Origin of the sequence: Streptomyces bicolor, assembly GCF_000719285.1 — a bacterium.
Lineage (GTDB): Bacteria > Actinomycetota > Actinomycetes > Streptomycetales > Streptomycetaceae > Streptomyces > Streptomyces bicolor.
The window spans coordinates 404,117-430,389 of record NZ_JOFS01000005.1 but is presented as its reverse complement, the minus strand read 5'-3'; the positions used below and the strand labels follow the sequence as shown (position 1 = coordinate 430,389).

General features: G+C 69.6%; 17 protein-coding genes and 1 pseudogene. 8 read left to right on the top strand and 10 right to left on the bottom strand.

The features are described from left to right. Positions 1 to 49 precede the first annotated feature (49 nt). Both IF78_RS0108090 and IF78_RS0108085 read right to left on the bottom strand, forming a co-directional pair. Positions 50 to 907: an oxygenase MpaB family protein gene (locus IF78_RS0108090; protein ID WP_031480075.1), complete on the bottom strand. Its 858-nt coding sequence runs from the start codon at positions 905 to 907 to the stop codon at positions 50 to 52. Between the two features lie 53 nt (positions 908 to 960). After that, positions 961 to 1,368, bottom strand: a complete 408-nt coding sequence (locus IF78_RS0108085) for a DUF6338 family protein (RefSeq protein ID WP_267882948.1) — start codon at positions 1,366 to 1,368, stop codon at positions 961 to 963. A 110-nt stretch (positions 1,369 to 1,478) separates the two neighbouring features. Here IF78_RS0108085 and IF78_RS0108080 point away from each other — a divergent pair, with 110 nt between their 5' ends. Further along, entirely contained in the window at positions 1,479 to 1,844 is a 366-nt protein-coding gene (locus tag IF78_RS0108080) for a hypothetical protein (protein WP_031480071.1), read from the top strand. On the opposite strand, the gene IF78_RS0108075 is transcribed toward IF78_RS0108080, so the two are convergent. The 4 genes from IF78_RS0108075 to IF78_RS0108060 form a co-directional block, all read right to left on the bottom strand. Then, positions 1,783 to 3,768 carry a beta-galactosidase gene (locus IF78_RS0108075; protein ID WP_031480069.1) on the bottom strand — a complete coding sequence of 662 codons (1,986 nt, stop codon included), beginning with the start codon at positions 3,766 to 3,768 and terminating at the stop codon, positions 1,783 to 1,785. The genes IF78_RS0108080 and IF78_RS0108075 overlap by 62 nt on opposite strands. A gap of 127 nt (positions 3,769 to 3,895) precedes the next feature. Next, a complete protein-coding gene (locus tag IF78_RS0108070; RefSeq protein ID WP_031480067.1) occupies positions 3,896 to 4,612 on the bottom strand; it encodes a GH12 family glycosyl hydrolase domain-containing protein in 717 nt (238 codons plus the stop codon). A gap of 136 nt (positions 4,613 to 4,748) precedes the next feature. Beyond that, a complete protein-coding gene (locus IF78_RS0108065; protein ID WP_031480065.1) occupies positions 4,749 to 7,100 on the bottom strand; it encodes a sialidase family protein in 2,352 nt (783 codons plus the stop codon). Then, positions 7,097 to 7,372: a hypothetical protein gene (locus tag IF78_RS0108060; RefSeq protein ID WP_031480063.1), complete on the bottom strand. Its 276-nt coding sequence runs from the start codon at positions 7,370 to 7,372 to the stop codon at positions 7,097 to 7,099. The genes IF78_RS0108065 and IF78_RS0108060 overlap by 4 nt, the downstream gene beginning before the upstream one ends. A 454-nt stretch (positions 7,373 to 7,826) precedes the next feature. Here IF78_RS0108060 and IF78_RS0108055 point away from each other — a divergent pair, with 454 nt between their 5' ends. Beyond that, on the top strand, positions 7,827 to 10,769 hold the full coding sequence (locus IF78_RS0108055) for a glycoside hydrolase family 3 protein (protein WP_031480061.1): 2,943 nt from the start codon (positions 7,827 to 7,829) through the stop codon (positions 10,767 to 10,769). Positions 10,770 to 10,980: 211 nt separating this feature from the next. Further along, positions 10,981 to 12,363: a condensation domain-containing protein gene (locus IF78_RS0108050; RefSeq protein WP_031480059.1), complete on the top strand. Its 1,383-nt coding sequence runs from the start codon at positions 10,981 to 10,983 to the stop codon at positions 12,361 to 12,363. A 203-nt stretch (positions 12,364 to 12,566) separates the two neighbouring features. On the opposite strand, the gene IF78_RS0108045 is transcribed toward IF78_RS0108050, so the two are convergent. Beyond that, positions 12,567 to 13,361, bottom strand: coding sequence for an AraC family transcriptional regulator (locus tag IF78_RS0108045; protein ID WP_031480057.1), 795 nt, complete (start codon positions 13,359 to 13,361; stop codon positions 12,567 to 12,569). A gap of 73 nt (positions 13,362 to 13,434) precedes the next feature. Here IF78_RS0108045 and IF78_RS0108040 point away from each other — a divergent pair, with 73 nt between their 5' ends. From IF78_RS0108040 to IF78_RS0108025, 3 genes are all read left to right on the top strand, one after another. Beyond that, positions 13,435 to 14,253: a phytanoyl-CoA dioxygenase family protein gene (locus tag IF78_RS0108040; RefSeq protein WP_031480055.1), complete on the top strand. Its 819-nt coding sequence runs from the start codon at positions 13,435 to 13,437 to the stop codon at positions 14,251 to 14,253. Further along, positions 14,250 to 14,525 (top strand): hypothetical protein, encoded by a 276-nt coding sequence (locus IF78_RS0108035; RefSeq protein WP_031480053.1) that lies wholly within the window; start codon positions 14,250 to 14,252, stop codon positions 14,523 to 14,525. The genes IF78_RS0108040 and IF78_RS0108035 overlap by 4 nt, the downstream gene beginning before the upstream one ends. 1,427 nt (positions 14,526 to 15,952) lie before the next feature. Beyond that, positions 15,953 to 17,299: an extracellular catalytic domain type 1 short-chain-length polyhydroxyalkanoate depolymerase gene (locus IF78_RS0108025; protein WP_037639895.1), complete on the top strand. Its 1,347-nt coding sequence runs from the start codon at positions 15,953 to 15,955 to the stop codon at positions 17,297 to 17,299. Positions 17,300 to 18,600: 1,301 nt separating this feature from the next. Here IF78_RS0108025 and IF78_RS49530 read toward each other — a convergent pair. The 3 genes and pseudogenes from IF78_RS49530 to IF78_RS0108010 all read right to left on the bottom strand — a co-directional run bounded on the left by IF78_RS49530 (position 18,601) and on the right by IF78_RS0108010 (position 22,502). After that, positions 18,601 to 19,071, bottom strand: a complete 471-nt coding sequence (locus tag IF78_RS49530; RefSeq protein WP_031480045.1) for a succinylglutamate desuccinylase/aspartoacylase family protein — start codon at positions 19,069 to 19,071, stop codon at positions 18,601 to 18,603. A 77-nt stretch (positions 19,072 to 19,148) separates the two neighbouring features. Then, a pseudogene (locus IF78_RS49525) lies at positions 19,149 to 19,430 on the bottom strand (hypothetical protein); the annotation flags it as partial. A gap of 45 nt (positions 19,431 to 19,475) precedes the next feature. Next, the gene (locus IF78_RS0108010) at positions 19,476 to 22,502 is read right to left on the bottom strand and encodes an aminotransferase class III-fold pyridoxal phosphate-dependent enzyme (protein ID WP_031480043.1); all 3,027 of its coding nucleotides are present in this window, start codon (positions 22,500 to 22,502) and stop codon (positions 19,476 to 19,478) included. 768 nt (positions 22,503 to 23,270) lie between these two features. On the opposite strand from IF78_RS0108010, the gene IF78_RS0108005 reads away from it, so the two are divergent. Next, positions 23,271 to 24,488: a PucR family transcriptional regulator gene (locus tag IF78_RS0108005; RefSeq protein ID WP_031480041.1), complete on the top strand. Its 1,218-nt coding sequence runs from the start codon at positions 23,271 to 23,273 to the stop codon at positions 24,486 to 24,488. 506 nt (positions 24,489 to 24,994) lie between these two features. Further along, positions 24,995 to 25,678 (top strand): haloacid dehalogenase type II, encoded by a 684-nt coding sequence (locus IF78_RS0108000; protein ID WP_031480039.1) that lies wholly within the window; start codon positions 24,995 to 24,997, stop codon positions 25,676 to 25,678. The last annotated feature ends 595 nt before the right edge of the window (positions 25,679 to 26,273 follow it).

Genomic DNA, 26,273 nt, shown 5'->3' with positions numbered 1-26,273 from the left:
CCCCGTCACGGTCCGCCCCACCCTCCCCCGGCTCGTCCAGTATGGCGAGCTATCGTCCGACTTTGTACGGTGCCGGGCGCGAGCCCGGGCCGAGCCGTGCCATCGCGCGCAGGATGTGTTTGGGCGGGAGTTGCCAGCGCAGACGTGCGGGAACACAGCGCAGCAGGGTGCCCGTGGCACGCAACTGGCGGGTGACGGTGGCGGGTTCGGGGGCCGGTCTGCCGTACAGCTCATGGGCGTACGGCGGCAGAGCGGCGTACGCCAATTGCGCCACGCGCCGCCACAGCACCTCGCGCGCCGGGACGAGCAGGGGATGCGTCGGTGGGCGGAGGAGGAAGTCGTCCACCGCGCGTGCCTCGGGTCCGCACGCCAGCTCGGGCCGCACCTTCTCGAAGTACGCCGCCATCTCCGCCTGGTTCGCCGGTACGGCGTCGGGGTCGAGGCCCACCAGGCGGGCGCTGACCCGCTGTTCGGCGACATAGCGGTCGGCCTGCGCGTCGGTGAGGTGGAACCCGGAGCGGCGGGCGACGTGGACGTAGGAGTCGATCTCGGCGCAGTGCACCCACAACAGCAGGTCGGGTTCGTCGACGCCGTAGCGCTCGCCCGTGTCCGGGTCGGTGGCGCTGAGCATGCTGTGGATCTTCCGGACCCGGGCGCCGGCCTTCTCGGCGGCCTCGGTCGTGCCGTAGGTGATGGTGCCGACGAAGTTCGCGGTGCGCAGCAGCCTGCCCCAGGCGTCCTGCCGGAAGTCGGAGTTCTGCATGACACCGCGCACCGCACGCGGGTGCAGGGCCTGGAGATACAGCGCGCGGACTCCGGCGACCCACATCATGGGGTCGCCGTGCATCTGCCAGGTGACCGAGTCCGGGGTGAACAGTCCGGGGTCACCTGTCCGAAGGGCGTCCATGTCCGTCAGTGTGACCAGGTCCTACGGCGCTCATCAAGCGGCCCGACGGGACGTCATTCGGCGACGGCGGCCTGCGTGCGGACGTAGGTCACGGTCGGGACAGCTATGTCGCGGGCGCTGAGCACCACGAGGTTGACGTTCGGCAGGGCAGCCGCGACCCCGCCGCGGGCCGTCCGGTAGGTGATCTTGCCGCGCAGGGTGAGGTCCCGGTCGCCGTGCTCGGCGGAGGCCCGGCTGTAACTGTGCAGCGTGCCGGCGACATAGGAGCCGTCGTGCAGGATGCAGCCGACGTGCACCGTGGCGTCCGGGTGCTCACGGAAGGCCAGCCACCAGGCGGACTGCTGGGCCTCGGCGAGCCGGGCGCCCCCACCGCCGAACCGGTGCGGCGGACGGGCCGCCAGAGCGTGGCCCAGCAGAGCGGCGAGGGCCACGAGGGTGGCCGACCAGAGCACCACGGCCAGGAAGTGATCGGCCGCGTAGCGGTTCGGCTCACACGCACCATCCCGACGCGCTCACGGACGCCGTCGACCTCCTCCTCGGCTGCCTCGACGAGGCGGGGCCGGACCATCCGATGCGGCCCGTGTTGCTCTGCGGCCTCGGCAACGCGCTGAGCCAGGCCGATCCGGAGGACGTCCAGGCCCGCCACAAGTCGGCGGATCGCTTCCGTGAGGCGCTCGGGCTGCTGCCACCGGGCAAGCCGGTGGTGCCGCTCGTGCACTCCGGCCTCGTCGCGACCCTGCTGCCGACCGAGATCCCGCCGGACGGGATGCCCGCAGACGTGGTCGCCGAGGCCGTGCGGCACGCCGAGGAGGCCGTCCGTCTGACGACAGCGGCCGACCCGGACCACGGCCACCGGCTCAATCACCTTTTCCAGGTCAGGACTTGCGCAGAACCGCGCAGCCACCGGGCTGGACTTCGTGTGCGACGGCCCCGGTGAGCAGGTCGTGCGCGGGCTCCGGCAGGTGCAGCATGGCGGTGCGGTGGTTGATCAGGACGTGCCAGCGGCGGCCGTCGGGCGCGTGCCGTGTGACGACTTCAACACCAGGCGACAGACCTGGCAGTTCGGGCTCGACGCCGGCCTCCTTCAGCAGCTGGCGGACCAGAGCGCCGTAGTCGGTCTCTTCCAGGCGGGTCGAGAGGTACCAGCCCTGTCCGGTGCCGAAGCGATGCCGGGTGAGCGCGGGACTCTCCGTGAGCATGCCGTGGGTGTACGTGGCGAGCGTTTCCGCGCCCTCGGCTCGCACAGACTCGCTCCAGACGGTGCCGTACGACCCGTCCGACAGGGCGATCCGCTCGGCCCGCCGCAGCGGCCGGTACTCCTCGACGCGGATGCCCAGCGCCTCGCGCAGTGGCCTGGCGGGGTAGCCGCCCAGCCGGGCGTGCAGTCGCTCGTCGACGAATCCGCTCGCGTGCTGGACGAGGAGCGTCCCACCACCCTCGACGTAACGGCGCAGGTTCTCGGCGCCCGCGTCGGACATCAGGAACAGGGCCGGCGCGATGACCAGCGGATAGCGGCCCAGCTCGTGTTCGGGGTGGGCGAAGTCGACCGTGACACCGGCGTCCCACAGAGCTCGGTGTGCTCGGCCCAGTTCCGCGTGGTAGTCGAGGTCGGGGGAGGGCAGGCCGTCCGAGCTCAGCGCCCACCAGGCGTCCGAGTCGTGGAGGACGGCCACCGGGGCGGTGACCGTCGATCCCGCCAGCTCCCCGAGCCGGGCGACCGCCTCGCCGACCTGCGTGACCTCGCGGAAGATACGGCTGTCGGGCCCCGCGTGCGGGACCATCGCCGAGTGCCACATCTCGGCGCCGGCCCGGGACTGCCGCCACTGGAAGAACAGGGCGCCCTCCGAACCGCGCGCGATGTGGCCGAGGGTGTGGCGCACGATGTCCCCGGGCTCCTTGGCGAGGGTCCGGCCGCGGTCGTAGACGGTATTGGTGCCCTGCTCCATCAGCAGCCAGGGGCTGCCGCCGGCCAGGGAGCGGGTGCGGTCGGCGTGGAAGGCGACGTCGGCGGCGGCGTCCAGACCGGGTGAGCTGGGGTACTGGTCGGAGCTGACCACGTCGAGTTCGCGGGCGAGGGCCCACAGGTCGATGTTCTGGTAGGCGGGGAGCATCAGGTTGGTTGTCACCGGCCGGTCGCTGTGCGCGCGGATCGCGTCGCGCTGCTCGCGGTAGGCGGCGATGATCTCGTCCGACCAGAAGCGGCGGAAGTCCAGTGCTTGGCCGGGGTTCTTGTGCCACTGCGTCGCGCGCGGCGGCAGCACCTGCTCCCAGGAGGTGTAGCGCTGGCTCCAGAAGGCCGTCCCCCACGCGTCGTTGAGGGCCTCCAGCGAGCCGTGGCGAGCGCGCAGCCACACCCTGAAGGCTGCGCCAGTGTGGTCGCAGTAACAGATCGTGCCGTACTCGTTGTGCACGTGCCACAGCGCGACGGCGGGGTGGTCGCCGTACCGCTCGGCCAGGGCGGAAGCGATCCGGCGGGCCGCACTGCGGTAGGCGGGCGCGGTGAGGCAGTACGTGTCGCGGCTGCCGTGGGTGAGGCGGGTGCCTTCGGGAGTGACCGGAAGCGCGTCGGGATGGGCCAGGCTGAACCAGGGCGGCGGGGAGGCCGTCGGGGTGGCGAGGTCGACCGCCACGCCGCCTGCGTGCAGGCGGTCGATGTGGGCGTCCAGCCAGGCGAAGTCGTAGCGCCGTTCCTCCGGTTCCAGCAGGGCCCAGGAGAAGACACCGATGGTGGCCAGGTTGACCCTGGCCCGGCGCATGAGCTCGTCGTCCTCCTTCCAGGTCGGCTCGTCCCACTGCTCGGGGTTGTAGTCCCCGCCGAAGGCGAGTCCGCCCAGGCGGTCAGTGATGCTGCGTGTGGTCATGACGGTGCCTCCCTGCGGAGAGTCGGGCGCTGATTCTGGGCCACTCGACCCTCCGTACGGAGAGTCGGGTGCTGCTTCCGGGCAGAGGGCGGCCGGTCACCGGTCCGCCCTTCTGCTTGTGGCGGCGTCAGAAGCCCACGGCGCCCCAGGAGTGGGCGGTGTAGTCACCCGGCCCGAATTCCCAGCCGGCCATGACGCTGTTGAGGTAGTGGTCGTTGGTGTAGAGGCCCTTGTTCAGGCCGTAGTTGAAGAACGGGGTGAGGCTGCCGGACCACCAGCCGGACCTGCTCCTGTCCAGGAAGCTGAGGGTGTGGTCGCCGTTCGGCCAGTTGTAGTCGTAGATGTCCCAGCTGCGGCCGCCCAGGCTGACATTGGTCACGGTCGGGATCGCGTTGCCGTTCCCGTCGTAGCGGTCGGCCAGCGGCTGGGTGTTGGACCAGTTGAGCCAGATCATCAGCTCGGTCTTGGAGTTGCGGTTGTTCGGCTCGGGGTAGGGGTCGATGAAGATGTCGTACGTGGCGTTGTAGCGCGAGCCGGACTTCGGCCACGCCGACTGGCTGAACCACGAGTTGTTGTTGGGGCTGACGGCGCCGATCTTCTTGGGGAGTGTGGTCACCGGGGACGACCAGCCCCAGTCCTTGCCGTTGACCATGGCGACGAAGCCGGTGCCGGTCGGGGAGTTCACACCCCAGGAGTTGTCGTTGGCGTACCACGTCGAGGCGTTGCCGCCGGTCGAGTAGTGCTTGAACCAGTACGTCTGTGACGCTGCCACTGCCGAGTTCGGCAGGGTGAGGACGAGAGCCAGAGCCGCGAGAAGCGCGGCCCAGCCGGTACGGAATGTCATCAGCCCTCCGGAATGTGTGCTGAGTGGGGGGATCACACAGGAGAGGAGAAGTCGGTCGTCCTGCCCTGGCGGCAGGGCTACGTCGGTCTCCCCTTCGGGACGGCAGGTGCGGAGCGAGGCGGCCGGGAGCCGAACCTCACTTGGGGTCGCCGTAGATGACTCCTCGTCCGTTCGTCCCGAAGTAGACGCGACCGTAGATCCGCGGGTCTCCGGTCATGGTGTTGCCGGTCCAGGCGTACTGGTGGCGGTCGTCATTGATGCGGGTCCAGGTCCGGCCCGCGTCGTCGGAACGGAAGATGCCGCGCACGCCGTGGATCTTGGAGCTGGTGTAGACCGCGGGGTACGTGGCACCGGGTGCGGCCTTGCCGAATCCGACGACGTCGCCCTCGTCCACCGCCTCGAGCCTGGTGAAGGACGTCCCGGAGTCGGTCGACCGCCACAGCCCGTACGGTGTGGGGGTGGTGGGCTTGCTGGTGCCGCCGGCCAGCCAGATGTCGCCCTCGTGGCCCGGTACCGCCTTGAACCGGACGTTCCCCGCGGTGGGCAGACCGGTCGCCGCCGTGGCCTCGAAGCTCTTGCCGCCGTCCGTGCTGAGGTAGAAGACGCCGGCTTGGCAGGCGTAGAACTTCGCCGGGTTCACCCGGTCGGAGCGCACCGGGGCTCCGGCCGGCAGCCCCTTCGACGCCGTCCAGGTTGCTCCGTGGTCGTCGGACCAGCTGACCGGCGCACCGGCAGGTGACCAGACGATCCGCCTGCCGTCGGCGCTGATGGCGACGGCCTGGTCCTCGACTCCGGGCCCGGTGACGCCGGACGGCTCACTGCCCGACGGCTGCCAGGTGTCGCCGCTGTCGGTGGAGATGGCGAAGTGCTGGGTCCAGCCGCTGGTGGGGTGGCCGACCCGCACGATGGTGTGGGGCGCCAGCTCCGCGTAGTCGAGGGCCGGGGTGCCGCCGAAGGTCGGGCTGTCGTACATCTTCGTCGCCTTGTGGAAGTCCGTGTGCCGAAAGCCGCCGACGTCGCCGACACCGGAGAAGAGGTGCGCCGCGCCGACGGGCGGGCTGATCACACACATGACGGCGGTTTCCTCCAGCCCCTGGGCCCGTACGGACAGGTGCACCGTGCCGCCGTTGTCCCAGTCGGTCAGGTTGTCCGCGCCGTAGATCGTCGCTCCGGTTCCGTACATGAAGTGGTCGGAGTCGAAGGGGTCGATCTGGACGGACTCCATCATCCAGCCCAGCTTGGGGGCGATCTCGGGCAGCGGCGGCGAGGCGTTCCAGGTCAGCCAGGGGGCGTTGGAGATGTCGATGTCGTAGCGCAGGGTGCGCTCGGAGTTCGGGCCCAGGTCCCACGCGCGGGTCCAGCTCGCGCCGCCGTCGGTGGAGCGGAAGAGGATGCAGTCGGGGGACCACTTGATCTGGGTGGACACCATCAGGGTGTCCGGGTTCTGCCGGTCGATGGTCAGGCCGCTGTAACCCCACTGGTTGTCGTCGCTGGTGGATGGAACCGGGCTGATGCGGGTCCAGGTGTCGGTGGCGGTGTCCAGCTTCCACACGTCGCCCTTGTCGCCGTCGTAGGGGCCGGCGGTGTTGCTGGTCGCCAGGTACAGGTAGCCGCCGACGTGGTCGAGGACCGCGTGGTGCGGGATGAAGCCGGTGGGCTGCCCTGGCACGCGTTCCCAGCTCGCTCCCGCGTCGGTGGACCGGTACAGGATGTTGTCCTTGTCGGCGACGGTGACGTAGAGGGTCCGGGTGGCCCTGCCCGCTCTGCCGGTGCGCTTGTCGAAGACGACTTGCAGCACGCCCAGGTTGTCGCCGTTGTAGCCGTCGGGGTCGGTGGGGTCGGGGACGAAGTTTCCCGGGTTGGGGAAGCCGGTTACCTTCGCGAACGTCTTGCCGTAGTCGGTGCTGCGCCACAGCCCGTGGCCCCCGCGCACTCCCAGGTACAGGATCCTGTTGCGGTTGGGGTCGATCACCAGCCGTTCGCCGATGCCCCGGCCGGGCATGTTTCCGCCGAGCCTGAACGGCAGCGGGGTGGTCTTCCAGGTGCGGCCGCGGTCGGTCGAGCGCAGGATCGCCGCCATGCTCGGGTCCCATTCGGGCATGGTGTAGGTGCCCGCCGCCAGGTAGACGCGGTTGGGGTCGACCTCGTCGCTGGCGATACTGATGATGCCGGTGTGCCCGTACTCGTCCCAGCCGATCCAGTCGGTGAGGGGAATCCACCGCCGGGACGTCGTGTCGAGGCGGTAGGCGCCGCCAATGTCGGTACGGGCGTACACCAGTCCGGGTTCGCTCTGGTTGAAGATGATGCCGGTGACGAAACCGCCGCCGACTATCTCCGCGTTACGGAAGGTGTAGGGCGTGCGTCGGACCTTGCCTGTCGCGTCGGCGGATGCGGCGGAGGCAGCGGACGGGGCGAGCACAGGGAGCGCGGCCGCGGCCGCCCCGGCGGCCAGCAGTCCTCGGCGGGAGAGGTGCGGGACATGGGTCATGACGGGTCCTTGCCTTTCGAGTGCGCGGGAAAAGTGAGGTAACCCGCCTCGGTGACCGCTCTGTTGGGGAGTTCGACGGACGCGATGTCCTGCTTGCCGAGCGTGCTGGGCACATGGACGGGCAGCGCGGCGGCCAGGCCCTTCTTGCTGCTGGTGCCGTCCTTGCCGGCGCCGGAGGCGTTGCCGCCGGAGGCGGCCGGCAGCGGTGAGAGGGAGGCGGCGCCCGCTGCGGCTGTTCGCAGGACGGCTCGACGGTTGGTCTCCATGCTCATGTCGTTGCAGCCCTTCGTTTTCGTGGATCCGACCGGCGGGCGGCCGACGCTGAGTCGTCCGGTGGCCTGATGCAGGGAGGGCAGGAGATATCCGAGTCGATGCGCTTCGATATTGCGGTGACACTAAGACTGTGTTTCCGGGGACGACAACGGGCCGTCCAGGTCACTTTCCGGTAACAGACACGGTCGAGGGTGGCGGTGCGCCCCGCGCTCAATGCGACTTTGACCCAGGTGAGCTGCTCTTCTGGGCGACCGCTCAGAGAGGTACGCCCGCGCTGGAAAGACGACTTGCGACGGCTGGGCGACCCGTGATTGACACGCGACTCAGCGTCATGTCAACGTCGAAGCGCTTCGATTGCGCGACAGTGCAATCGAGGAAAGCCGTACGTCGGCCGGGCGCGCAGTCGCCACGCTTCCCGCCTTCTCCTTCGACCTCCTGCAAGGGACATCTCAGGTGAGTACCGCCGCCACACCCCCCGAGCCGCCCACCACCGACCTGCCGTTCCGCAACCCCGCGATACCCCTCGCACAGCGAGTCGACGACCTCATCTCCCGGCTGACGCTCGACGAGCGCATCGAGCTGCTCTACCAGTACTCACCAGGGGTCCCACGCCTCGGGCTGGCCCCCTTCAAGACCGGCACCGAAGGCCTGCACGGCGTGTCCTGGCTGGGGCCGGCCACCGTGTTCCCGCAGGCCGTAGGCCTGGGCGCCACCTGGGACGAGGAACTGCTGCACGAGGTCGCCACGGCCGTCGGCACCGAGGCCCGCGCCTTCCACCGGCGCCCTTCCGACGACGGCTACCCGCACAGTCTCCAGATCTGGGCCCCCGTGGTGAACCTGCTGCGCGACCCCCGATGGGGCCGCAACGAAGAGGGGTACGCGGAGGATCCGCTGCTCACCGGCCGGCTCTCCGTCAGCTACTGCCGTGGGCTGGCCGGGGACCACCCGGTCTACCTGCGGACGGCACCCCTCCTCAAGCACTTCCTCGCCTACAACAACGAGGACGAGCGCGACCTCACCTCCTCCGTGGTGCCGCCCAGGGTGCTGCACGAATACGACCTCGCCGCCTTCCGCCCGGCCATCGAGTCCGGCGCCGCCACCGGCGTCATGCCGGCCTACAACCTCATCAACGGCCGCCCCTGCCATGTCAGTCCGCTGATCGAGACCGAGGTACGACGCTGGGCCGAGCCCACCGGCCACGAACTGTTCGTCTGCAGCGACGCCGGAGCCGTGACCAACCTCGCCGAATCGGAGCACTACTTCGACGACCACCCCACCTCCCACGCGGCGGCGGTACGCGCCGGCGTCGACAGCATCACCGAACAGCGCGAGGACGGCAGCATCACCCTCGGCAGACTCCGCACGGCGGTCGACCGCGGGCTGCTCACCGAGGCCGACATCGACCGCGCCGCGCGACGCCACCTGTCGATCCGCTTCCGTCTCGGCGAGTTCGATCCGGACCTCGACCCCTACGCCGGTATCCGCGACGACGTCGTGGACAGCCCCGCACACCGTGCGCTCGCGCTGCGCGCCGCCACCGAGTCGGTGGTGCTGCTGAAGAACGACGGGGCACTGCCGCTGTCACCGGCCCCCGGCCGGCGCGTGGCGCTCGTCGGCCCGCTGGCGGACACCCTCTTCGAGGACTGGTACAGCGGCACCATGCCATACCGGATCACGGTCGCCACCGGCCTGGAGACGGGGCTCAAGGAGGGCGGCGCGGAACTGGTCTGTGCGGAGGGAGTGGACCGGATCACGCTGCGAGCCGACTCCACCGGAGGCCTCCTGCGCGTCCCGGTGTTCGACCCCGGCGGGCCGATGGTGGCCGGCGCCTCCACCGACGAGCAGGAGTCCGGCGACAGCGCCTGCCACGACCTGTTCGACTGGGGCGAAGGCGTGCTGACCCTCCGCAACGCGCGCACGGAGCGCTACGTCACCCTTAAGGACAGCGACCGCACTCTCGCCGCCGACCAGACGCAGCCGAACGGCTGGTTCGTCCACGAGACCTTCCGGTTGGAACCCCAGCCGGACGGCACGAAACTGCTGCGCAACATCAGCAACGGCCGATACGCCGCCGTGGACCCCGCCACCGGCCGGGTCACTCTCTCTGCCGAAGCCCCCGAGAAGGCGGAACGCTGGACCCGAACGGTCGTCAGGGACGGAATCGCCGAAGCCGTCGCGGCCGCCGCCTCGGCGGACGTCGCCGTGGTCGTCCTCGGAAACGACCCGCACATCAACGGCCGCGAGACCGAGGACCGTGCCGGCATCTCGCTGCCGCCTGCGCAGGAAGCCCTGCTGCGCGCCGTCGCCACCGAGCGCCCCGAGTCGGTGCTGGTCGTGATGAGCAGCTACCCGTACGCCGTCGACTGGGCCGACAAGCACCTGCCCGCCGTGGTGTGGACCTCCCACGGCGGGCAGGAGACGGGTCGGGCACTCGCCGCGATCCTGCTCGGCGAGGCCGAACCCTCGGGACGGCTCCCGCAGACCTGGTACCGCGGCGACGACCCGCTGCCCGGCCGCCTCGACTACGACATCATCACCGCAGGCTGGACGTACCAGTACCACGAGGCCGCACCCCTGTACCCCTTCGGGCACGGCCTGTCCTACACCAGCTTCGCCTGTTCCGATCTGCAACTGTCCGCCCGGGAAGCGGCACAGGACGACACCCTGACCGTGAGCGTCGAGCTCACCAACACCGGAACGCGCCCGGGCACCGAGACCGTGCAGCTCTACACCCGCGCGCTCGCCGCCTGTCACCGCGCGCCCAGGCGCGGTCTGACGGACTTCCGCAAAGTCTCCCTCGCCCCCGGTGAACGGCGGCGGCTGGAGTTCGGTATGCCCGTCGCGGCCTTGGCCCATTGGTCCGTCTCGGCCGGCGCCTTCGCCGTGGACCCGGGACAGTACGAGATCCTGATCGGGCACTCGGCCGAAGCCATCACCCTGACAGCGCCCTTCACCGTGACGGGGCCGACCCTCCCCGTCCGCGGCCTCATCGGCGGACGACTGGAGGCCGTCGACTTCGACGAGTGCGTGGGCGGCACGCTTGTCGACGCCACCCGGGAGAAGGGGGAGGCGGTCACGCCGGCAGCCGGTGACATCCACTGCCAACTGCGCTACCGCTCGGTCGACCTGGGCGGCCCGGCAGACAGACCGCGCGTCATCACGGCCGAGGTGTCCCGCGCGACGGAGGAGGCCGCCACCGTCGAGATCTACGCCGACGGCGGTCCCGGTACCGGCACCTTGCTCGCCGGCCTACACGTCCCCGCCGGCACGGACGGCCGGTACGACTGGCACGTGGTCAGCGCACCGATGCCGGCGGAGGTGACCGGGGTGCACGATCTGCATCTCGTTCTGCGGGGCGGTGTCCAATTGGCCGCGATCGTCGGCGGAACGCGGTAACGACCGGTGGGACGCGGTGGGAAGACGGTCCGCCGCCGCGTTCCACATCTCCCGAGCCTTGACGTACGTGTTCCGACCATTGACGCACGTGGCCCGCGCGGATCTATCCTCTGCCTGAAGATGGGGCGCCCGCGCTCCGGCCGCGTCGTCGTAACGCCGCACGGCGAGGAGGATCGGGGCCTCCACGTACCGGAGGAGGGCCGGGGCGGGTATGCGACAGATCGCACGCCATGACGTCGTCTTCGTCGCCGGCACCGCCGGAGAGCATGAACTGACCTGGTCGCAGAAGGCCCATGAACGCGAGGGATGCCACCCTCATCTCCACGGCCCCCGCAACAGGAACGTACGGATGGGGCGGGCACTCGACGGCACGCCGGACATGGCCGCGGTGCTGCATGCCTTCGCCGCGGTCATGGCCCACTTCGAGGCGCTGCGCACCCTGTATCCACGTGACGCGGACGGGCACCCGCGCGCGGTCGTCGTGGCTTCCGGGGTGCTCCAGGTCGACGAGTACGCCTCCGACGCCCCGCCGACCTACGACGAACTGAGCGCCTTCACCCTCCGGCTGGCCGAGCCCGGATTCGCCCCGGACGACCTGCCGTTGCGGGCCGCCGTCATCACCGCGGACGGCAGGCCCATCCACATCGCGCTGTCATTGCACCACTTCTCGGCGGACACGACGGCCGCCCGGATAGTGGCCGAACACATAGCCCGACTGGCCGCCGATCCGGGCGCCGACCTCGGTTCGGGGTGGCAGCCGCGGCAGATCGCGAGCTTCGAAACCAGCCCCTCGGGGCTGCGGCACGCCCATCGTGTCGACACCCATGACCGGGCCATGCTCCGTCAGTCCGCCATGCCCGAACTCCAGACGCCCACGAGCCACAGGGACGCCGTCTACAACTTCGTATGCCTCGACTCGGCGGCGGTCGCGCTCGCGGCAGCCGGTCTGGCGAAGCAGTACCGGACATCCGTGGCCGCTGTCCTGCAGGCCGCATACGCATGCGCGCTCGCCGAGCACCTCGGCATCGGCAACTGCGTGTTCAACACCGTGATGGCCAACCGGCAGACCGCCTTCGCCCGCGAGGCGGTGGCCCATATCGCCGGCAGGGCCCTCGTCCCGGTCGACACGTCCCTGGGCAGCGACCGGTTCCCGGCGCTGTGCCGGGCCGTCGACGCGGCACTCGTCAGATCCTCCTCCGTCAGCCTGCGAGAGCCCGACCGCTACGCCAGGTCCCTGGCCGAGGTCTCCGCCGAACTGGGCCGCTCCGCACACAACCCGTACGTGGTCAACGTCCGCCCCATAGCGCCCCGCACGCTGATCCGGGCTCGCGCGGACAGGGCACAGCAGGACCTGGAGCGAGCCATGGCATCCAGCCGTTACCGACGATTCCCCAAACCCGTCGACACGAACTCCGGAAAGCTCTGCTTCGATGTGTGGGGTATGTCCGAGACGGCCGGAATCAGTCTCGGGACGGATGCGACGTCATTCGACGCGACGGATCTCGAACGGATACTCCTGTCTTTCGAGAGGCGGCTGGTCGGAGCCGCGATCGGCGGTCACGCCCGACGGAGCGGCTCCTTCGCCGGCTCGTAGAGACGCGGCGGGGCGCGGATGGTGGACGTCGAGATCCGGCTCCGCCTGGAGGAACCGGGTCGGTCGGGGCCGGTGCTCTGCCGGTCGATCAACGCGACGGCTCGGGTCGGGGGTGACGTCCAACTCGGCGGCCATCTCATTGAAGGCCCACGGCATGTGGGCGGGACTGTCCCGGCCTGAGGTGCAGCTGTCTTCCGGCACCCTTACGCTCCTGGGCGGTCCGGCCCGGCAGGGGCAGCTGCACGTATGTCGCGCGGGCTCGCGCCCAGTTCACGGCGGCAGGCCTTGTTGAAGGCCTGGAGATCGGCGATGCCCACTGCCGCGGCGATTGCGGTGATGGACAGGGTGGAGGACAACAGGAGGTGCCGGGCGCGTTGAAGGCGTCGGTGCCGGATGTACGACACGACCGTGAGGCCGGTCTCGGCACGGAACACGCGCGTCAGGTGTGTGTGGGAGATTCCGACGGCGCCAGCGACGTCCGGTACGGACAGCGGGCCGGCCAGGCGTTCCTCGACGTAGGCCTGGGCGGCGGCCACGAAGGGGTGGCGGCGCCCGGCTCCGTCGCCCCTCGGCAACTCGGCGATGCGCCACAGAGCGGTCCAGACCTCGGCCGTGGCTCGCGGGGGAGAAGTCGGCATGGCCGTCACGGCGTGTCGGAGCAGATCGGCCAGGCGTGTGCTCTCGGCGGCGGCGTCCTGCATCACCGGCAACACCCGCGCGGTTCCGCCGTCGTGCAGCCGCAGATGGACGTAGAAGTGCTCCGACCTGCCCCGGTAGTGGAAGTGCACCTCCGTGTCCGGCGGCACCAGGCTGACGTGGCCGGGGCGTATGGGGTGGACCGACTGTCCGAGGGACAGAGCACCCTCGTAGTTGTAGAGGTGCAGCTGCCACAGGTCGGGCAGCCGGAAGACGTCGTGGGTGGTGGAGACGCCGTGTACCCCGATGCCGGCGTTGACCACGGTGGGCGCCTCGTCGAGCCGTAGTGTCGCGTGTTTCACGAGGATGGAAAATTACCAGCACTGGACGATTTCAGCCCACGACCGAGCCGGACAGGGCACGTACGTTCGTCGCATGTCAACCAGCAAGCAACTCCTGACATCGGTTCAGGTGGCGCGCTTCGTCGCGCAGGGGTTCCTGCGCCTGGACGGGGTGGTGCCGCAGGAGATCAATGAACGGGCCATCGAGGCCTTGACCGAGGGCCTGCCGGACGTGGCCTACGGCACTCCGCTGGGCGGGGCATTCGCGCCGGACACCTTCGTCCACGAGCTGCTCGACCTGCCGGTTGTCGCCGGCGCTGTCGAGAGCCTGGTCGGCCCCGAGCCGACCGTCGACCACCATGCGGTTCATGTGCGCGAGCCGCACGAGGGACAGGCGCAGCCGCTCCACGGCGACGCGATCATCGACGTGCGGCCAGATGCGTTCGACATCCAGCTCATGTACTACCCGCACGAGGTGACCGCTGAGATGGGCGGCACGCTCAGTGTGCCCGGAAGCCATCTGCGCAGGATCAACGAGACGGACGTCGGCCGCGTCCAGAACCTCAGGGGGCAGACCCGTCTGACCTGCCCGGCAGGCACGGTCGTTCTCGTGCACCACGGCATCTGGCACGGTGGCCGCCGCAACGACACCGCGCACCGTCGCTTCATGTACAAGATCCGCCTCAACCCGACCGTGCCGCAGGTGCGTCTGTGGGACGTCTCGGACCTGCACGACCCGGCGGTGACCGCGGAACTCAATACGTACTTCCCCTGGTACGAGTGGGCCACGGGCCGACTGGAGATCTACAACCGGGTCCTGCTGTGGCGGGCCCTGACCGGTGACGACTCGTTCGATGTCGAGTACTGGGCCACGCGCGTCAGCAACCGGCCGACCCTGAGGAGTCACGCATGAGGCAGCAGGTTCTGGTTCTCTATCTCGCGACGTCGGCGCTGGACTCCGACGTCGTGGGCTGGTCCCGCTACGACGGAACCGGCCGGACGCGTCCGACGACCGGTGACAGCGACGAACCGCCCTATCCCACAGGGCTTGCCGCGCTGCAGGACGGGTGGCGCCTGTTCCAGGCCTCCCAACTGCTGCCTCCGCAGCCCGGTCACGAGTACGACGTCTCCTTCCTCAAACACGAGTTCTTCTTCGAGAAGGTGGAGGACGGCTCTCGTCCCTGACCGGCGCTGGAACCGCTGCTCCCGTCCGGTGGGTGGCGTCGCCGTAGCAGGCGTTGAGTTCCTGTTGAGGGCGTTTCCGCAGGCGGGGCTCTCCGCCGTGGTGAAGTGGTCGGGGACGCTGAGCGAGGAACCGTGGGGCCGGCGTGAGAACGACCGGGACTACGACGCCGGCAGGTCCCGGTGCTGGCGGGAGCGACGAGGTCACGCAGCCTTGCCCACCGACAACCGTCAGCAGCGGGAGCCCATGTCTGCCCCTCCCCGTGGACCTGTCCGGCCAGGAGTTGCGTGACCTCGTCGCTCGTACCGCCCGGGACCTGCTGCTGCCGTACCGCCTCCGTCAGGTCACTCAGGCTGACGGGGGCCCGCAGCCGAGTGGCGCCTTCGGCCGGGGAAGGTGGACCGCAACTCACCGTTGAGCGTGCGGCGAACAGCATGGCGAGGGAGAGCCGCATCGGTTCGGCGACCGGCAACTTCGGTTCGGTGCGTGAGTGATCGCCTGGGGGCAGGGCGGCCCGGCGTCCGCGTCGGCTCACGCCACACCTCCGAAGGCGTCGAGGCGGTATTCGAAGTCCTGGATGCCCTCGGACTCCCGTGCGATGCGCGCGAAGACCCCATCCAGCTCCTGCAGGAGGGAAGCAGAGGTGGTACGTGGAGTCGCGGGTACCTGCGAACGGGACGAGAGTGACGGGCTCACCCGGTCGCGTGCCCGCGTGGTTCAGGACGAACGCCAGTCGGTTCGGGGCGAGTTGATGCGCGCGGGCCACGGCGAAGAGCTCGACCAGGTTGTTGTCGGTCGCCCTCGGCCACGAGGACAGTGGGCCCGCAGCGGAACGACACCCATGGTGGCCGTCGGGGAGCAGCTCGGACGGGACCTGCGTCTCGAACTGCCCCGAGACGTCCCGCTCAACACCGCCTTCGCCGTCGAGGTCCGCCCAGCGGTAGCGCCTGGCAGAGCCTCGACGCCTACCTGGTCAAGCGCGCCCAGATCGACTCTGCGCACAGCCGTACGATGCTTGTCCTCGCTGTCCTGCCACGTATGAGCCGACCACAGTGCGTGCCGTCGCGGCCAGCCCGGAAAGGGTTCAGATCCCGGGAGCGGGGTCATCCGGCGAGGCGGTCGAAGGCGGCGCGGATCGGCACCTTGGCGGCGGTGCCGGTGGGCTGGTAGCCCATCGCCCGAAGTGTCGAAGCGCTTCACTTGACGGCTCAAGTTAATGAGAACTCTCTGGCGAAACAAGAGGCATGACGGCAACGCAGCCTTGCTTCCGATTAGGGATTGACACCACATCCAGAGCGATGGGGAGCGTCGAAGCGCTTCACCACCCCACCTGGTGTCGCCTCCTCCCCCACCGTGCCTTCCACTCAGGTTCGCCGGGCCGACCGGGAGCATCGCCCCGGCCGCGCCGGATTCCAGAAAGGACAGCGTCATGTCCCGGAAGTCCAAGAAGAGACGCGTCAGAGATGTACTGGTAGCCCTGCTGATGGGGATTGCGCCGCTGATCGCGGCGCTCGGACTGACCGGCATCTCGGCCACGACCGCGTCGGCCGCGTCACTGACCGAAGTGACCAACTTCGGCCGCAACCCCGGCAACCTGCGGATGTACGTCTACAAGCCCGACAGCGCTCCGGCACGCCCGGCGGTGGTGGTGGCAGTGCACTACTGCACCGGCACGGGGCCTGCCTTCTACTCCAACACGGAGTTCGCCCGCCTGGCCGACCAGTACGGGTTCATCGTCGTCTACCCGGACGCGAACGTCAGCGGGCAGTGCTTCGACGTCTCCTCGCCCCAGGCGCTCAAGCATGACGGGGGCAGTGACCCCACGAGCATCGCCTCGATGGTCCGATACACCCTGCAGAACATGAACGCCGACCCCGGCCGGGTCTACGTCACCGGCGCCTCGTCCGGCGCGATGACGACCAACGTCATGCTCGGCGCATACCCGGACCTGTTCAAGGCCGGTGCGGCGTTCATGGGTGTGCCGTTCGGCTGCTTCGCCACCACCGACGGCTCCGGCTGGAACAGCGACTGCGCCACCGGCAAGATCACCAAGACCCCGCAGGAGTGGGGCGACCTCGTCCGGAACGCCTACCCGGGGTACACCGGCCCCCGGCCGCGGATGCAGCTGTGGCACGGCACCGAGGACGAAGCGCTGTACTACGCGAACTTCGGTGAAGAGATCAAGCAGTGGACCAATGTGCTCGGGGTGAGCCAGACCCCGGTCTTCACCGACTCCCCGCAGTCCAACTGGACCCGCACCCGCTACGGCTCCACCGGCTCGCAAGCACCGGTCGAGGCGAACAGCTTCCAGGGTGTCGGGCACAGCCTGCCCGAGAGCGGTATGGCGGCCCGGGCCATCACCTTCTTCGGACTCGACGGCTCAGGCGGGACCACCACAGGTCCGATCCACGCCATCGGTTCGGGCAAGTGCCTGGACGTGCCCGGCTTTTCGCAGATGAATGGCACCCAAACGCAGATCTGGGACTGCAACGGCCAGACGAACCAGACCTGGACCAGCACGTCGACCAAGCAGCTCACCGTCTACGGCGGTGCGAAGTGCCTCGACGCGGCCGGCACCGCGGCCGGTGCCAAAGTCGTGCTGTGGGACTGCAACGGCGGCACCAACCAGCAGTGGGACATCGACTCCAACGGCACCATCACCGGCGTCCAGTCGGGCCTGTGCCTGGATGTGACCGGTGCCTCCACCGCCAGCGGCGCAACGGTCGGGCTGTGGGACTGCAACGGCGGCAGCAACCAGCAGTGGCGCCTCGGCTGACACCACGGCCCAGGACTGGGAGGGCTTCTCGAAACCCCACTCGGTTTTGAGAAGCCCTCCAAGCTCACACCCCCAGATACAGACCTCCCCCGCCCGCGCCCCGCGGGCAGACGAGCGCCCCGTACCCAGACCGTGACAGCCCACCCCGGCACACCATCTGCCCCTGCGCCACTTCGCGAACCGAATCCCCCCGGCCGGTCGTCATCACCTCCCGCAAACCCCCGGACAGCACGAAACCCCCCGCCCCTGCGGGGCCGACACCAGGGCTTCAACGCAAGGAGTCTGCGGTGCTCAACGAACCGGCCCTGGCGGCTGGCGCTCATGACGCCCGCCCGGCGCGTCGGGTGAGGAACGCGGCGAGGCCGGCGGCCTCTGAGGCGGCGGCAGGAGCCGTCTCGCGAACGCCAGATGGTCGACGCCGGCGCCGGGCCGCAGGCGGGCCCTGACGTCGAAATGGTCCTCGAACCAGACCGTGCCGGCGCGAGCAGCAGGGCGACGCCGTTCAACGTGCCGCACACCACGACCCACAGCGGCCTGCAGTGCCGTACGGCGATGAAGAGCAGGGACAGCTGGATCGCGATCTCGCCCGGGCCGAACAGGGCCTGTGGCCCGGCGAGCAGCGTGCCCACGTAGAGCAGGGAGCACAACGCCGGTACGGCGATGCTCAGTTGGGGGGTGAGCCAGGCGGGGTGCCGCTCGGCCTGCCAGGACGGCGACGAGTCCGACCAGGAGCAGTACGACCGTCGTCCGTACGTTCTCGTCGGCGTTGGCCACGTTCGCGACGTCGACTACCGCCGCCTGACACAGATGGGCGGCGAGGGCGCCCAGTGGATCGGGCTGGCGCCGTTCAACATCCGGGACGCCGGCGACCTCAGTATCGGCCGCCGCCTCAGCCTCGCACGGCCCAGTTGCGCCGGCCCTGAGGAATTAGCAGGTCAGCGGGCCCAGGACGCCAACAAGCCAAGCCCATCGCGCGTCAGGCCGAGCGCTCCGCTCAGTGCCAACTGTCCCGCTTCTACGCCAACTAGAAAGCCTCGTCACACCTCCGGTGTGACCGGGCTCGCTAGTTGCCACCAGGCCACGTTCACGACCTGCACTGATACCAAGTAGCTTCGGCAGCCGGAGCCGTAGAGTCAGCGAAATAGTTGGCACTTTGGTACAGCGCAGGTCATGAGGCGTGCGTCGCCGTAGCGGGGCCAGAAACCGGAACTCATGCTTCGAGACAATTCTCCTGGAAGGAGTGAAATGGGGCAATCTCGGCGGGGTAGGCGGATGGGGTCAGTGGGCGGGTGTGCGGCCCGTCAGTGGTGCGGGGCGGCGATGGCGGCGAGATGCGTGCCGGGGCGGACGGAGAGTCCGTTCATGTTGTAGATGATCTTTCCGGTGGCGTTGGCGGTGATCTTGCGCTCGGCGCCGTCGACCGGGTCGATGAGGCGGCCGATGGTCTGTCCCTCGGTGACCTCGTCGCCGGTGACCGCGCCCGGGTACCAGAGGCCTGCGACGGGAGACTCGACGTCGCCCGTCCAGATCCAGTCGCGTGGCTGCACGGTCGGCTGCTTGATGTGCTCCGGCGCCTCGATGGCGCCGAGGTGGTGCAGGATCCGGTACAGGGCGTCGAGCAGCCTGCGCACGGTGGCGGGGTCGCGGTCGCCGAGTTGGCCGGTCTCGACGAGGATCGCGGGGATGCCCTGCCGGTTCGCCGCGGCGTGGCTGTTTCCGCCGTCGGCGCTGGTGCCGAAGATGACCAGCTCGTATCCGACCGCGTGGGCCATCGCGAGATGTTGAGCCTGCCGCCGTAGACGGCCGGCGGATTGGCCACCGGGCAGATCACCACCTGGCCGGCCACCTCTTCCGGTTCCAGCAGCCCGGCCAGGTGGGTGGTGGCGTCGACGGGGATGAACTCGCCGCCGTGGACGCCACCGGTGATCACGACCCTCGGGCCGGGACGGGAGCCGTTGACGAGGATCAGGGGGACGTCCACCGTCGTGGTGCCCAGGTCGGCGGGCAGGGTCCCGCGGGTCTTCCGGCCGGGCTCGGCGCTCCGGGGCGAGGTCCGCGGCGATGCCGCCCATGCCGGGCGAGACCTTGAAGTCCTGGCCGGAGAAGCCGGCCCGCGGGGCACTTCTCGCATTCGCGGGCCACTCTCGTTCCCTGCCTCAGTAGACGGTTGCCCGTCTCAGGACTGAACGGCCGAGCGCAGTTCGGGGAGGGACAGGACCTCGTCCAGCGCGTCGACGTAGAGATCCACGTGCTCGCGGCGGAAGGTCATGGGCGGTTTGATCTTCAGTACGTTGTCGTGCACGCCATTGGGGAAGACGATGACGCCTCGCTCCTTCATGAGCTCGGTGACCATGAAGGCCTGCTCCGTGGCCGGCGTTTTGGCGGTGCGGCTGCGGACCAGTTCGACGCCGAGGTAGAGCCCTTCCGCCCGCACGTCACCGATGAGCGGTTGGCGCTGCTGGAGCTCGCGCAGCGACTGGGCGAAGTACCCGCCCACGCTCACGGCGTTCTCCCTCAGCCCATCCTGCTCGACGATGTCGAGCACGGCCTCGCCGATCGCGCAGGAGACCGGGTTGCCGCCGAAGGTGTTGAAGTACTTCATGCCCGTGTCGAACGCGTCGGCGATCTCCCGAGTCGTGACCACCGCCGCGAGGGGGTGCCCGTTCCCGAGCGGCTTGCCCATCGTGACGATGTCCGGGACCACCCCCTGGAGCTCGAACCCCCACCAGGGCCCGAGTCGTCCGACGCCGACCTGGACCTCGTCGGAGATGCACAGGGCGCCCGCTCGCCTGACAGCGGTGAACACGCCGTCGAGGTAGCCGTCGGGGAACACGATGTTCCCACCCGATCCCATCAGGGACTCGGCGATGAAGGCGGCCGGGGGTCGGCCGTCGGCCGTGATCCGCTCGATGACAGCCGCGGCGTCGCGCGCGTACTTGACTCCGGCGTCCGCGTCGTCGTACCCGTAGGTACTGCGGTAGCGGTCCGGGATGACGACCTCGTGGGTGGTCGCGGGTGCACCGGCGCCGCCGGGGCCCTTGTAACGGTTGGGGCTGATCCCGGTCACCACGCCGGTGTTTCCGTGGTACGCGCCGTCGATGTTGACGATGTGCTGACGACCTGTCACCTGGCGGGCGATCCGCAGCGCCAGGTCGTTTGCCTCGCTGCCCGTGCACACGAGGAAGACGACCTCGAGCGGGTCGGGCAGGGTGGCTACCAGCTTCTGTACGTAACTGGCGATCTGCGGGTAGACGAAACGGCTGTTGGTGTTGAGCTTGCGCATCTGCCGGGTGGCGGCGGCCGTCACGCGTGGCTCGGCATGGCCGACGTGGGTGACGTTGTTCAGCGAGTCCAGATAGGCCAGGCCGTCCTCGTCGTGGAACCACACGTCCCGCCCACGCACAAGGTTCATCGGGGTGCGGTAGTAGTTGCGCTGAGAGCGAGCGATGTGGCGACGGCGCACTGAGACGACGTCGTCGATGGTGGGGACCGCGGCGGGGGATCCGGTGAACCCGAGGAGCCGGGCGGGGTCGGGTGACAGGTGGCTCCACACCTGCCGTGCGGAAGGCGGCACGACACGAGGCGGCGGCCACGTGGCCATCCGCGCGGTGCGGTGGACCTGTACCTGGACGCAGGACCCGAGCGGGTCCTTCTCCTCGCTCGTGCCGGCGCGTCCCAACGGCGCCCCGGCCGGGACTGTCGCCGCGACGGGCGGCGTGTCGTCGAGTCCCCACCAGCACGTCCAGAACTCCAGCCCCTCGACCGCATGTCGCAGTACCAACGGCATCCCGGCGCCACCGGGGGCTTCGACGACGCCGGACAGCGGGCTGGCAACCTCCTCGGCGTCTGCCACGATCAGCGAGCCGCCGAGCTGAACCGTCGCGGGCTCGTCGGCTCCCGGGCGGCGCCGGTCCCCCAGGAGCAGCGATGCGCTGAGGTGGGGCACGTAGCCCCGTCGCCGTCGTCCGTCGAGGACGTCGTCGATGCTCGCGCGCACCGACCTCGCGTCGTGCCAGTCGACTTCGTCGTAGAGATCACTTGCGGGTCGCAAGTCGAGCAGTCGCGGGGCCGGTGTGTGCGGGGCACCGTCTCGGGCCGCCTTTGCCAAGACCTCTTCCAAACCCCGCTGCTCCCGCGTCGGTGGGAGCCCGCACGCGACCCGGAACGTCGCCTCGGCGACGTCGGGGCAGACCTCGGCGACCTGCCTGATCGCGGGCCAGGTGTGTTGCATGCGGGTCCGCCCGTACGGCGTGTCGCTCTCGGCGACCCGGCGCGTCCACGTCACGGCGTTCATGCACAGCCGGGCGGCCGCCAACGGATAGACAGCCGCCAGTTCCTCAGCCGTGAGGGGGAGCACCGAGTGGAAGCCGGCCACGACTTCGGCCGCCGCAGCGAGCGGGTCGGCCTTGCGGACCATGGCGTAGCCCGCCGCGATCGCCACCTCCGCCGCGCGCACACTGTAGAGCGAGTCGCCCAGGTCGACGATGCCCGAGATCCGCAGCACCCCGTCCTCGTCGGCGTCGGCCAGGACGTTGGCGTCATTGAGGTCCTGGTGTACGACGCTCCGCGGCAGTCGGTCCCAGGCCGGCAGGAGATCGTCGTACCAGCCCATGATCGTGCGCACCGACTCCCGCCGGTCCGCGTCCTGTACAGCGTGCAGCGACGCCTCGACGATCTCAGCGGCCCGGCGCATGTCCCAGTCGTGCGGTTCCAAGCCCACCGGTGGCTCCACACTGGAGAGTCCGAGGCTCAGCCGCCCAGCGGCTTCTCCCAGCTGACGCAGAAGCGCCGCGGGGTGGTCGTCGAGATCCGCCAGGACCCGGCCCTCGAGCCAGCTCATCACGCGGACCACGTGCGTTCGGCCCTCGTGGACGACGGCGGCAAGGAACTTCCCCTCGCGTGTCGGAATCAGCCGTGGAACCGGAAGGTCGGGAACGGTGGAGGCCAGATGCTGGAGGAGCGAGTTCTGCCAGAGAACGTCGGCCGAGTCCGGCTCCGCGCGGGTGACCCGTACGAAGTAGCGCATGCCGTCGTCGCCGGTGATCCGGACGTTCTGGTCGACCTCCCCTCCCAGGGGGTGCTGGACATATCCCTCGAGTCCGAAGGACTGCCGCAGCACGTGATCGAGGAGCGAGCCCGGCAGTGGGCCGGTGTGACCGGGGCTGGTCGTTCCGTCCTGGCCGGTGGTGGTCGCTGAGGTCATCGGTGCGTTCTCTCTCTCGTCGTCAGGTCGCTCATCACTCACCGTGGGCGTGCGTCACGACGCTCAGGTCATGGCCGAGTCCCCACCGCCACCCGTGTCGGGCCTTTGCCCGACGCTGTCAGTCGGCTCGCAGACGGTCCGATCGATTGCGGTTCCCGGGGGCGGCGGGCAGGGCTGCCGCGGCTGTGTCTCGATCGCTTCACGGGCTGCGCAGACCTGGCCAAGTCGACGACCAACAGGTCCGGGGCGGACTCCCCCGTTTGGCACTTCTCCTCGACGCCCCACTCCGACGGCCGCAGGGGCCCGGGCCAGGGCGCGCTTCAACACCTAGGGCCAGTCGGCGATCAGGTCTGAGGTGTCTGAGGCTGGCCGTCCGTCAAAGGCGGGGCGCTCGGCGTGGTCTCTGCGGGAGTCCTGGGTGACCTCGATCCCGCTCTGCCTGGCGAACCGCTGACACCGACCCGAGGAACGCGGCGCCTTCAGCAGCGCCTGCTCAAGGTGACGGACTGAGGATCAGGTGCCTACGGAAGTGCCATAGCTGCTCCAAGTGCGTGGTCATGTCACGAGCTCTCTCCAGCCCGAGGTGATGCGTCAGATGAAACCCCGCGGAGAATCCGGCAACAAGGGACACGAGGCCGCGACATCGACCCCGTATTTTGTGCCTGTGCACAATTACTGCCAGGGGGCCCCAGCGGCATGTCAGCGGCATTACTCGGAGACGGCCCCGGATCCGTCCGGTGACGGCTGTCGTCGGGAAAGGCGGTCCTCATGAGCGGCCCGGGACGCCGTCAGGGCGGGGCCCGCCACGACGCCGTGCAGGCGATCGCGCGCCGGCTCCTCGAGGAACGACTCGACGAGCTGACCTCTCGTGCTCTCGAACGACTGGAAGCCGAGGAGCCCGCCTACGCGTCGGCGGGCTGGGACCCGGTCCAGAAACGGGAGGGGATGCGACGAACCCTCGAACTCGCCCTGACCCGGCTGGCCGGCGGTCCCGTGCCCCGGACGGTCTCGCGCGCCACCGAGGACGTGGGACGCGAGCGAGCGGAGCAGGCGTTTCCCCTGACCGCTCTGATGCATTCCTTCCAGCTGGACCTCAGGACCCTGTGGGAGGCCGTGCTCGCAGAGGGGCGAGCACGTGGCATCAGCGCCGATCCCGACTTCCTCGACGGGTTGATCCGCGTCTGGGAGGCGACGGACGCCAACAGCGTCGAGGTCGTCGACGCCTACCGCCGCACCGAGCGCGACCTGGCGAGCCATCGTACGGAGGTGCGCAACCGCGCCTTCACCCGCCTGGTCCTGGAAGGGGAGCAGGATCCCTCCATCGTCGCCGAGGCCTCCACGTTGCTGGGCTTCTCCGAGAACGTCGCCCTGACCGTGATCGTGGTCGAATCCGTTCCTACCGGGGACCCGGCTGTCTCCCAGGTCGACGACGCGCTGCGTCGGGGCGGCCTGCTGCGTCACTTCGGATGGATGGGCGACGAGCTCCTCGGCATCATCGGTCACGGACGGCGCGATGAAGAGGCCGTGCTTGCCATGCTCCGGCCGTTCGCCCCGTGGCGCTGCGGCGTCGCGGAAGTCCCCGGGCTGGCGCTGACGGCGCGGGGCATCCGGTTCGCACGTGCCGCGATCCGCAGCTCCGCGCAGCCCGGAGTGCGGCACGTGGAGGGCCACTGGATCGGGGCGATCATGTCGGCGCAGGAGGAGCTCACCGGTGCGATGGCCACCGGGGTGCTGCGCCCACTGCTCGAGCTGCGCGACCGCGACAGCATCGTCGAGACCCTGCGCTGGTACTTCGACCTGGGCTCGGTCGCCGAGGTGGCCGCACGCACCTACCGCCACCGGAACACGGTGGGCAATCGCCTGCAGGCTGCGGAAGAGGCGACCGGGCTGAAGCTGTCCCGACCGAACGACGCCGCCCGGCTGGTCCTCGCCCTGGCTTGGCTGGAGACGGACGCGGGCGCCCGCTTCCGGGCGACGATGTCCTGATCCACCGATCGCTGGGCGGTTCGAGGCAACCGGCCGGGGCCGCGACCGGGAGAGCTGGAGCCAAAGCGTGTCGGTCAGAGGCCGCATGCCCTTCATGTGGACGGCAGCCTTGGCGGCCGACAGCCCCGTCACGCCGCCGGGCAGCAGCGCCGAGCGGCCGCAGTTCACGCCGGAGCCACTCGTGGTGCTTCTCAGAAATTGTGCACAGGCACAAAATACGCGGTCGATCTCGCGGCCTCACGTCCCTTGTTGCCGGATTCTCCACGGTGCTTCACTGACGCATCACCTCGAGCCGGAGAGAGGCTCATCGCATCGGCGCAGTAACGATGCTGCCGCCGACTACCTGATCAGCATTCGTCGTCCTCGGCCCTGCCCGGGGGCTCGTCCTCCAGCGGCGGCCCCTCGGGCACCCCTCAGCCCCCATCCCACTGAACAGGTCGCTGCCCCAACGCCTCGGCGGCCTCCTGAACCCGGTGTCCCATATGCCAGGAAAGAGGTTGCACACCATGCGCCAGATCGTCACCTTCGATGCCTACGGCACCCTGGTCGACTTCCAGCTCGGCCCCACCACCCTGAAGGTCCTGGCCGACCGGCTGGACCTGGACCGTCTGAACGTCGACGAGTTCCTCGACGACTTCCGCATCATGCGGTTCCACGCCGTCCTGGAGGCATACCGCCCCTTCCGCGAGCTGCTGCCCGCCAGCCTGGAGACAGCGATGCGTCTGCACGGCCTCGAGTACCGACAGTCCGACGGCGAGGCCCTGGTCGCGGCCGTGCCCACCTTCGGCCCCCACCCCGAGGTCCCGGCCGCCCTGGAGGCGCTGAAGTCCCGGTACGAGATCGCCATCATCTCCAACACGGACGACGACCTCATCGCCCAGAACCTGGCCAACATGGGCGTCGAGTTCGACCATGTCATCACCGCCCAGCAGGCCAAGGCGTACAAGCCGTCCCGGCAGAGCTTCGAGTACGCCTTCCAGGCCATGGACATCGACCCCGCCCAGGTCATCCACGTCGCCCAGGGCTGGGAGTACGACCTCATCCCCACCCGCGACCTCGGCCTCGCTCGCCGCGTGTGGATCAACCGCTACGGCCACAACGGCTCCATCGGCGCCCGCGGCAGCGCCGACTACCAGCCCTTCGACGAGCTGCCCGACCTGTCCGGCCTGCCGGCCCTGCTCGGCTGCTGAAGCCGGGACCCGGACAACACCCCCCTGGACTACCGGAAGACCCGAGGACGTACGTCAGGAAGCACATCCCCTACTGGCTCGACACGGCTCCTGCCTTCCCCGACCGGACCGGCAAGCCCCTGCCCGAGCAGGCGGGCCGAGGCGCGCAAGCGCTACGGGCAGCCGCGGGCCCGGGAACTGTACGACGCCTTCCGCCAGGCGGTGGATTTGGTGGAGGAGCTGACGGTCACGCGCTCACCTCCCCCAAGGCGTTCAAGGCGCGAGTCGCCGAGTGGAGGATCGTCCCTCACCAGATCCCGCCCCGGCCTCCACGGCGCAACAGAGTCCATGAACGGATTCAACGCACCGTACTGCGCGAGTTCTACCGGATCCGTTTCCACCGCCTCGCGGTCAACGTTGCGGGCCCCTACACGACCCTCGTGGCCACGGCACGAGCGGAAGCCGGCGCGCAGATGAGCCTCGCCCGGCAGCAACCACCGGTCACCACCGACAGCGGCATGAACCTCGGAATCCCGTAACCCGGGACCGATCGAACGCGGCCCGATCCACATGCATCAAGGTGATGCGCCGGCACCTCTGACAACACCTGTGATCT

Bases quoted from the DNA above. Each gene is read 5' to 3' on its own strand.
- IF78_RS0108070 (WP_031480067.1), bottom strand. From the start codon at position 4,612: ATGACATTCCGTACCGGCTGGGCCGCGCTTCTCGCGGCTCTGGCTCTC.
- IF78_RS0108090 (WP_031480075.1), bottom strand. From the start codon at position 907: ATGGACGCCCTTCGGACAGGTGACCCCGGACTGTTCACCCCGGACTCG.
- IF78_RS0108075 (WP_031480069.1), bottom strand. From the start codon at position 3,768: ATGACCACACGCAGCATCACTGACCGCCTGGGCGGACTCGCCTTCGGC.
- IF78_RS0108060 (WP_031480063.1), bottom strand. From the start codon at position 7,372: ATGAGCATGGAGACCAACCGTCGAGCCGTCCTGCGAACAGCCGCAGCG.
- IF78_RS0108000 (WP_031480039.1), top strand. From the start codon at position 24,995: ATGCGCCAGATCGTCACCTTCGATGCCTACGGCACCCTGGTCGACTTC.
- IF78_RS0108040 (WP_031480055.1), top strand. From the start codon at position 13,435: ATGTCAACCAGCAAGCAACTCCTGACATCGGTTCAGGTGGCGCGCTTC.
- IF78_RS0108035 (WP_031480053.1), top strand. From the start codon at position 14,250: ATGAGGCAGCAGGTTCTGGTTCTCTATCTCGCGACGTCGGCGCTGGAC.
- IF78_RS49530 (WP_031480045.1), bottom strand. From the start codon at position 19,071: ATGGCCCACGCGGTCGGATACGAGCTGGTCATCTTCGGCACCAGCGCC.
- IF78_RS0108080 (WP_031480071.1), top strand. From the start codon at position 1,479: ATGCGGCCCGTGTTGCTCTGCGGCCTCGGCAACGCGCTGAGCCAGGCC.
- IF78_RS0108050 (WP_031480059.1), top strand. From the start codon at position 10,981: ATGCGACAGATCGCACGCCATGACGTCGTCTTCGTCGCCGGCACCGCC.
- IF78_RS0108065 (WP_031480065.1), bottom strand. From the start codon at position 7,100: ATGACCCATGTCCCGCACCTCTCCCGCCGAGGACTGCTGGCCGCCGGG.
- IF78_RS0108010 (WP_031480043.1), bottom strand. From the start codon at position 22,502: ATGACCTCAGCGACCACCACCGGCCAGGACGGAACGACCAGCCCCGGT.
- IF78_RS0108005 (WP_031480041.1), top strand. From the start codon at position 23,271: ATGAGCGGCCCGGGACGCCGTCAGGGCGGGGCCCGCCACGACGCCGTG.
- IF78_RS0108025 (WP_037639895.1), top strand. From the start codon at position 15,953: ATGTCCCGGAAGTCCAAGAAGAGACGCGTCAGAGATGTACTGGTAGCC.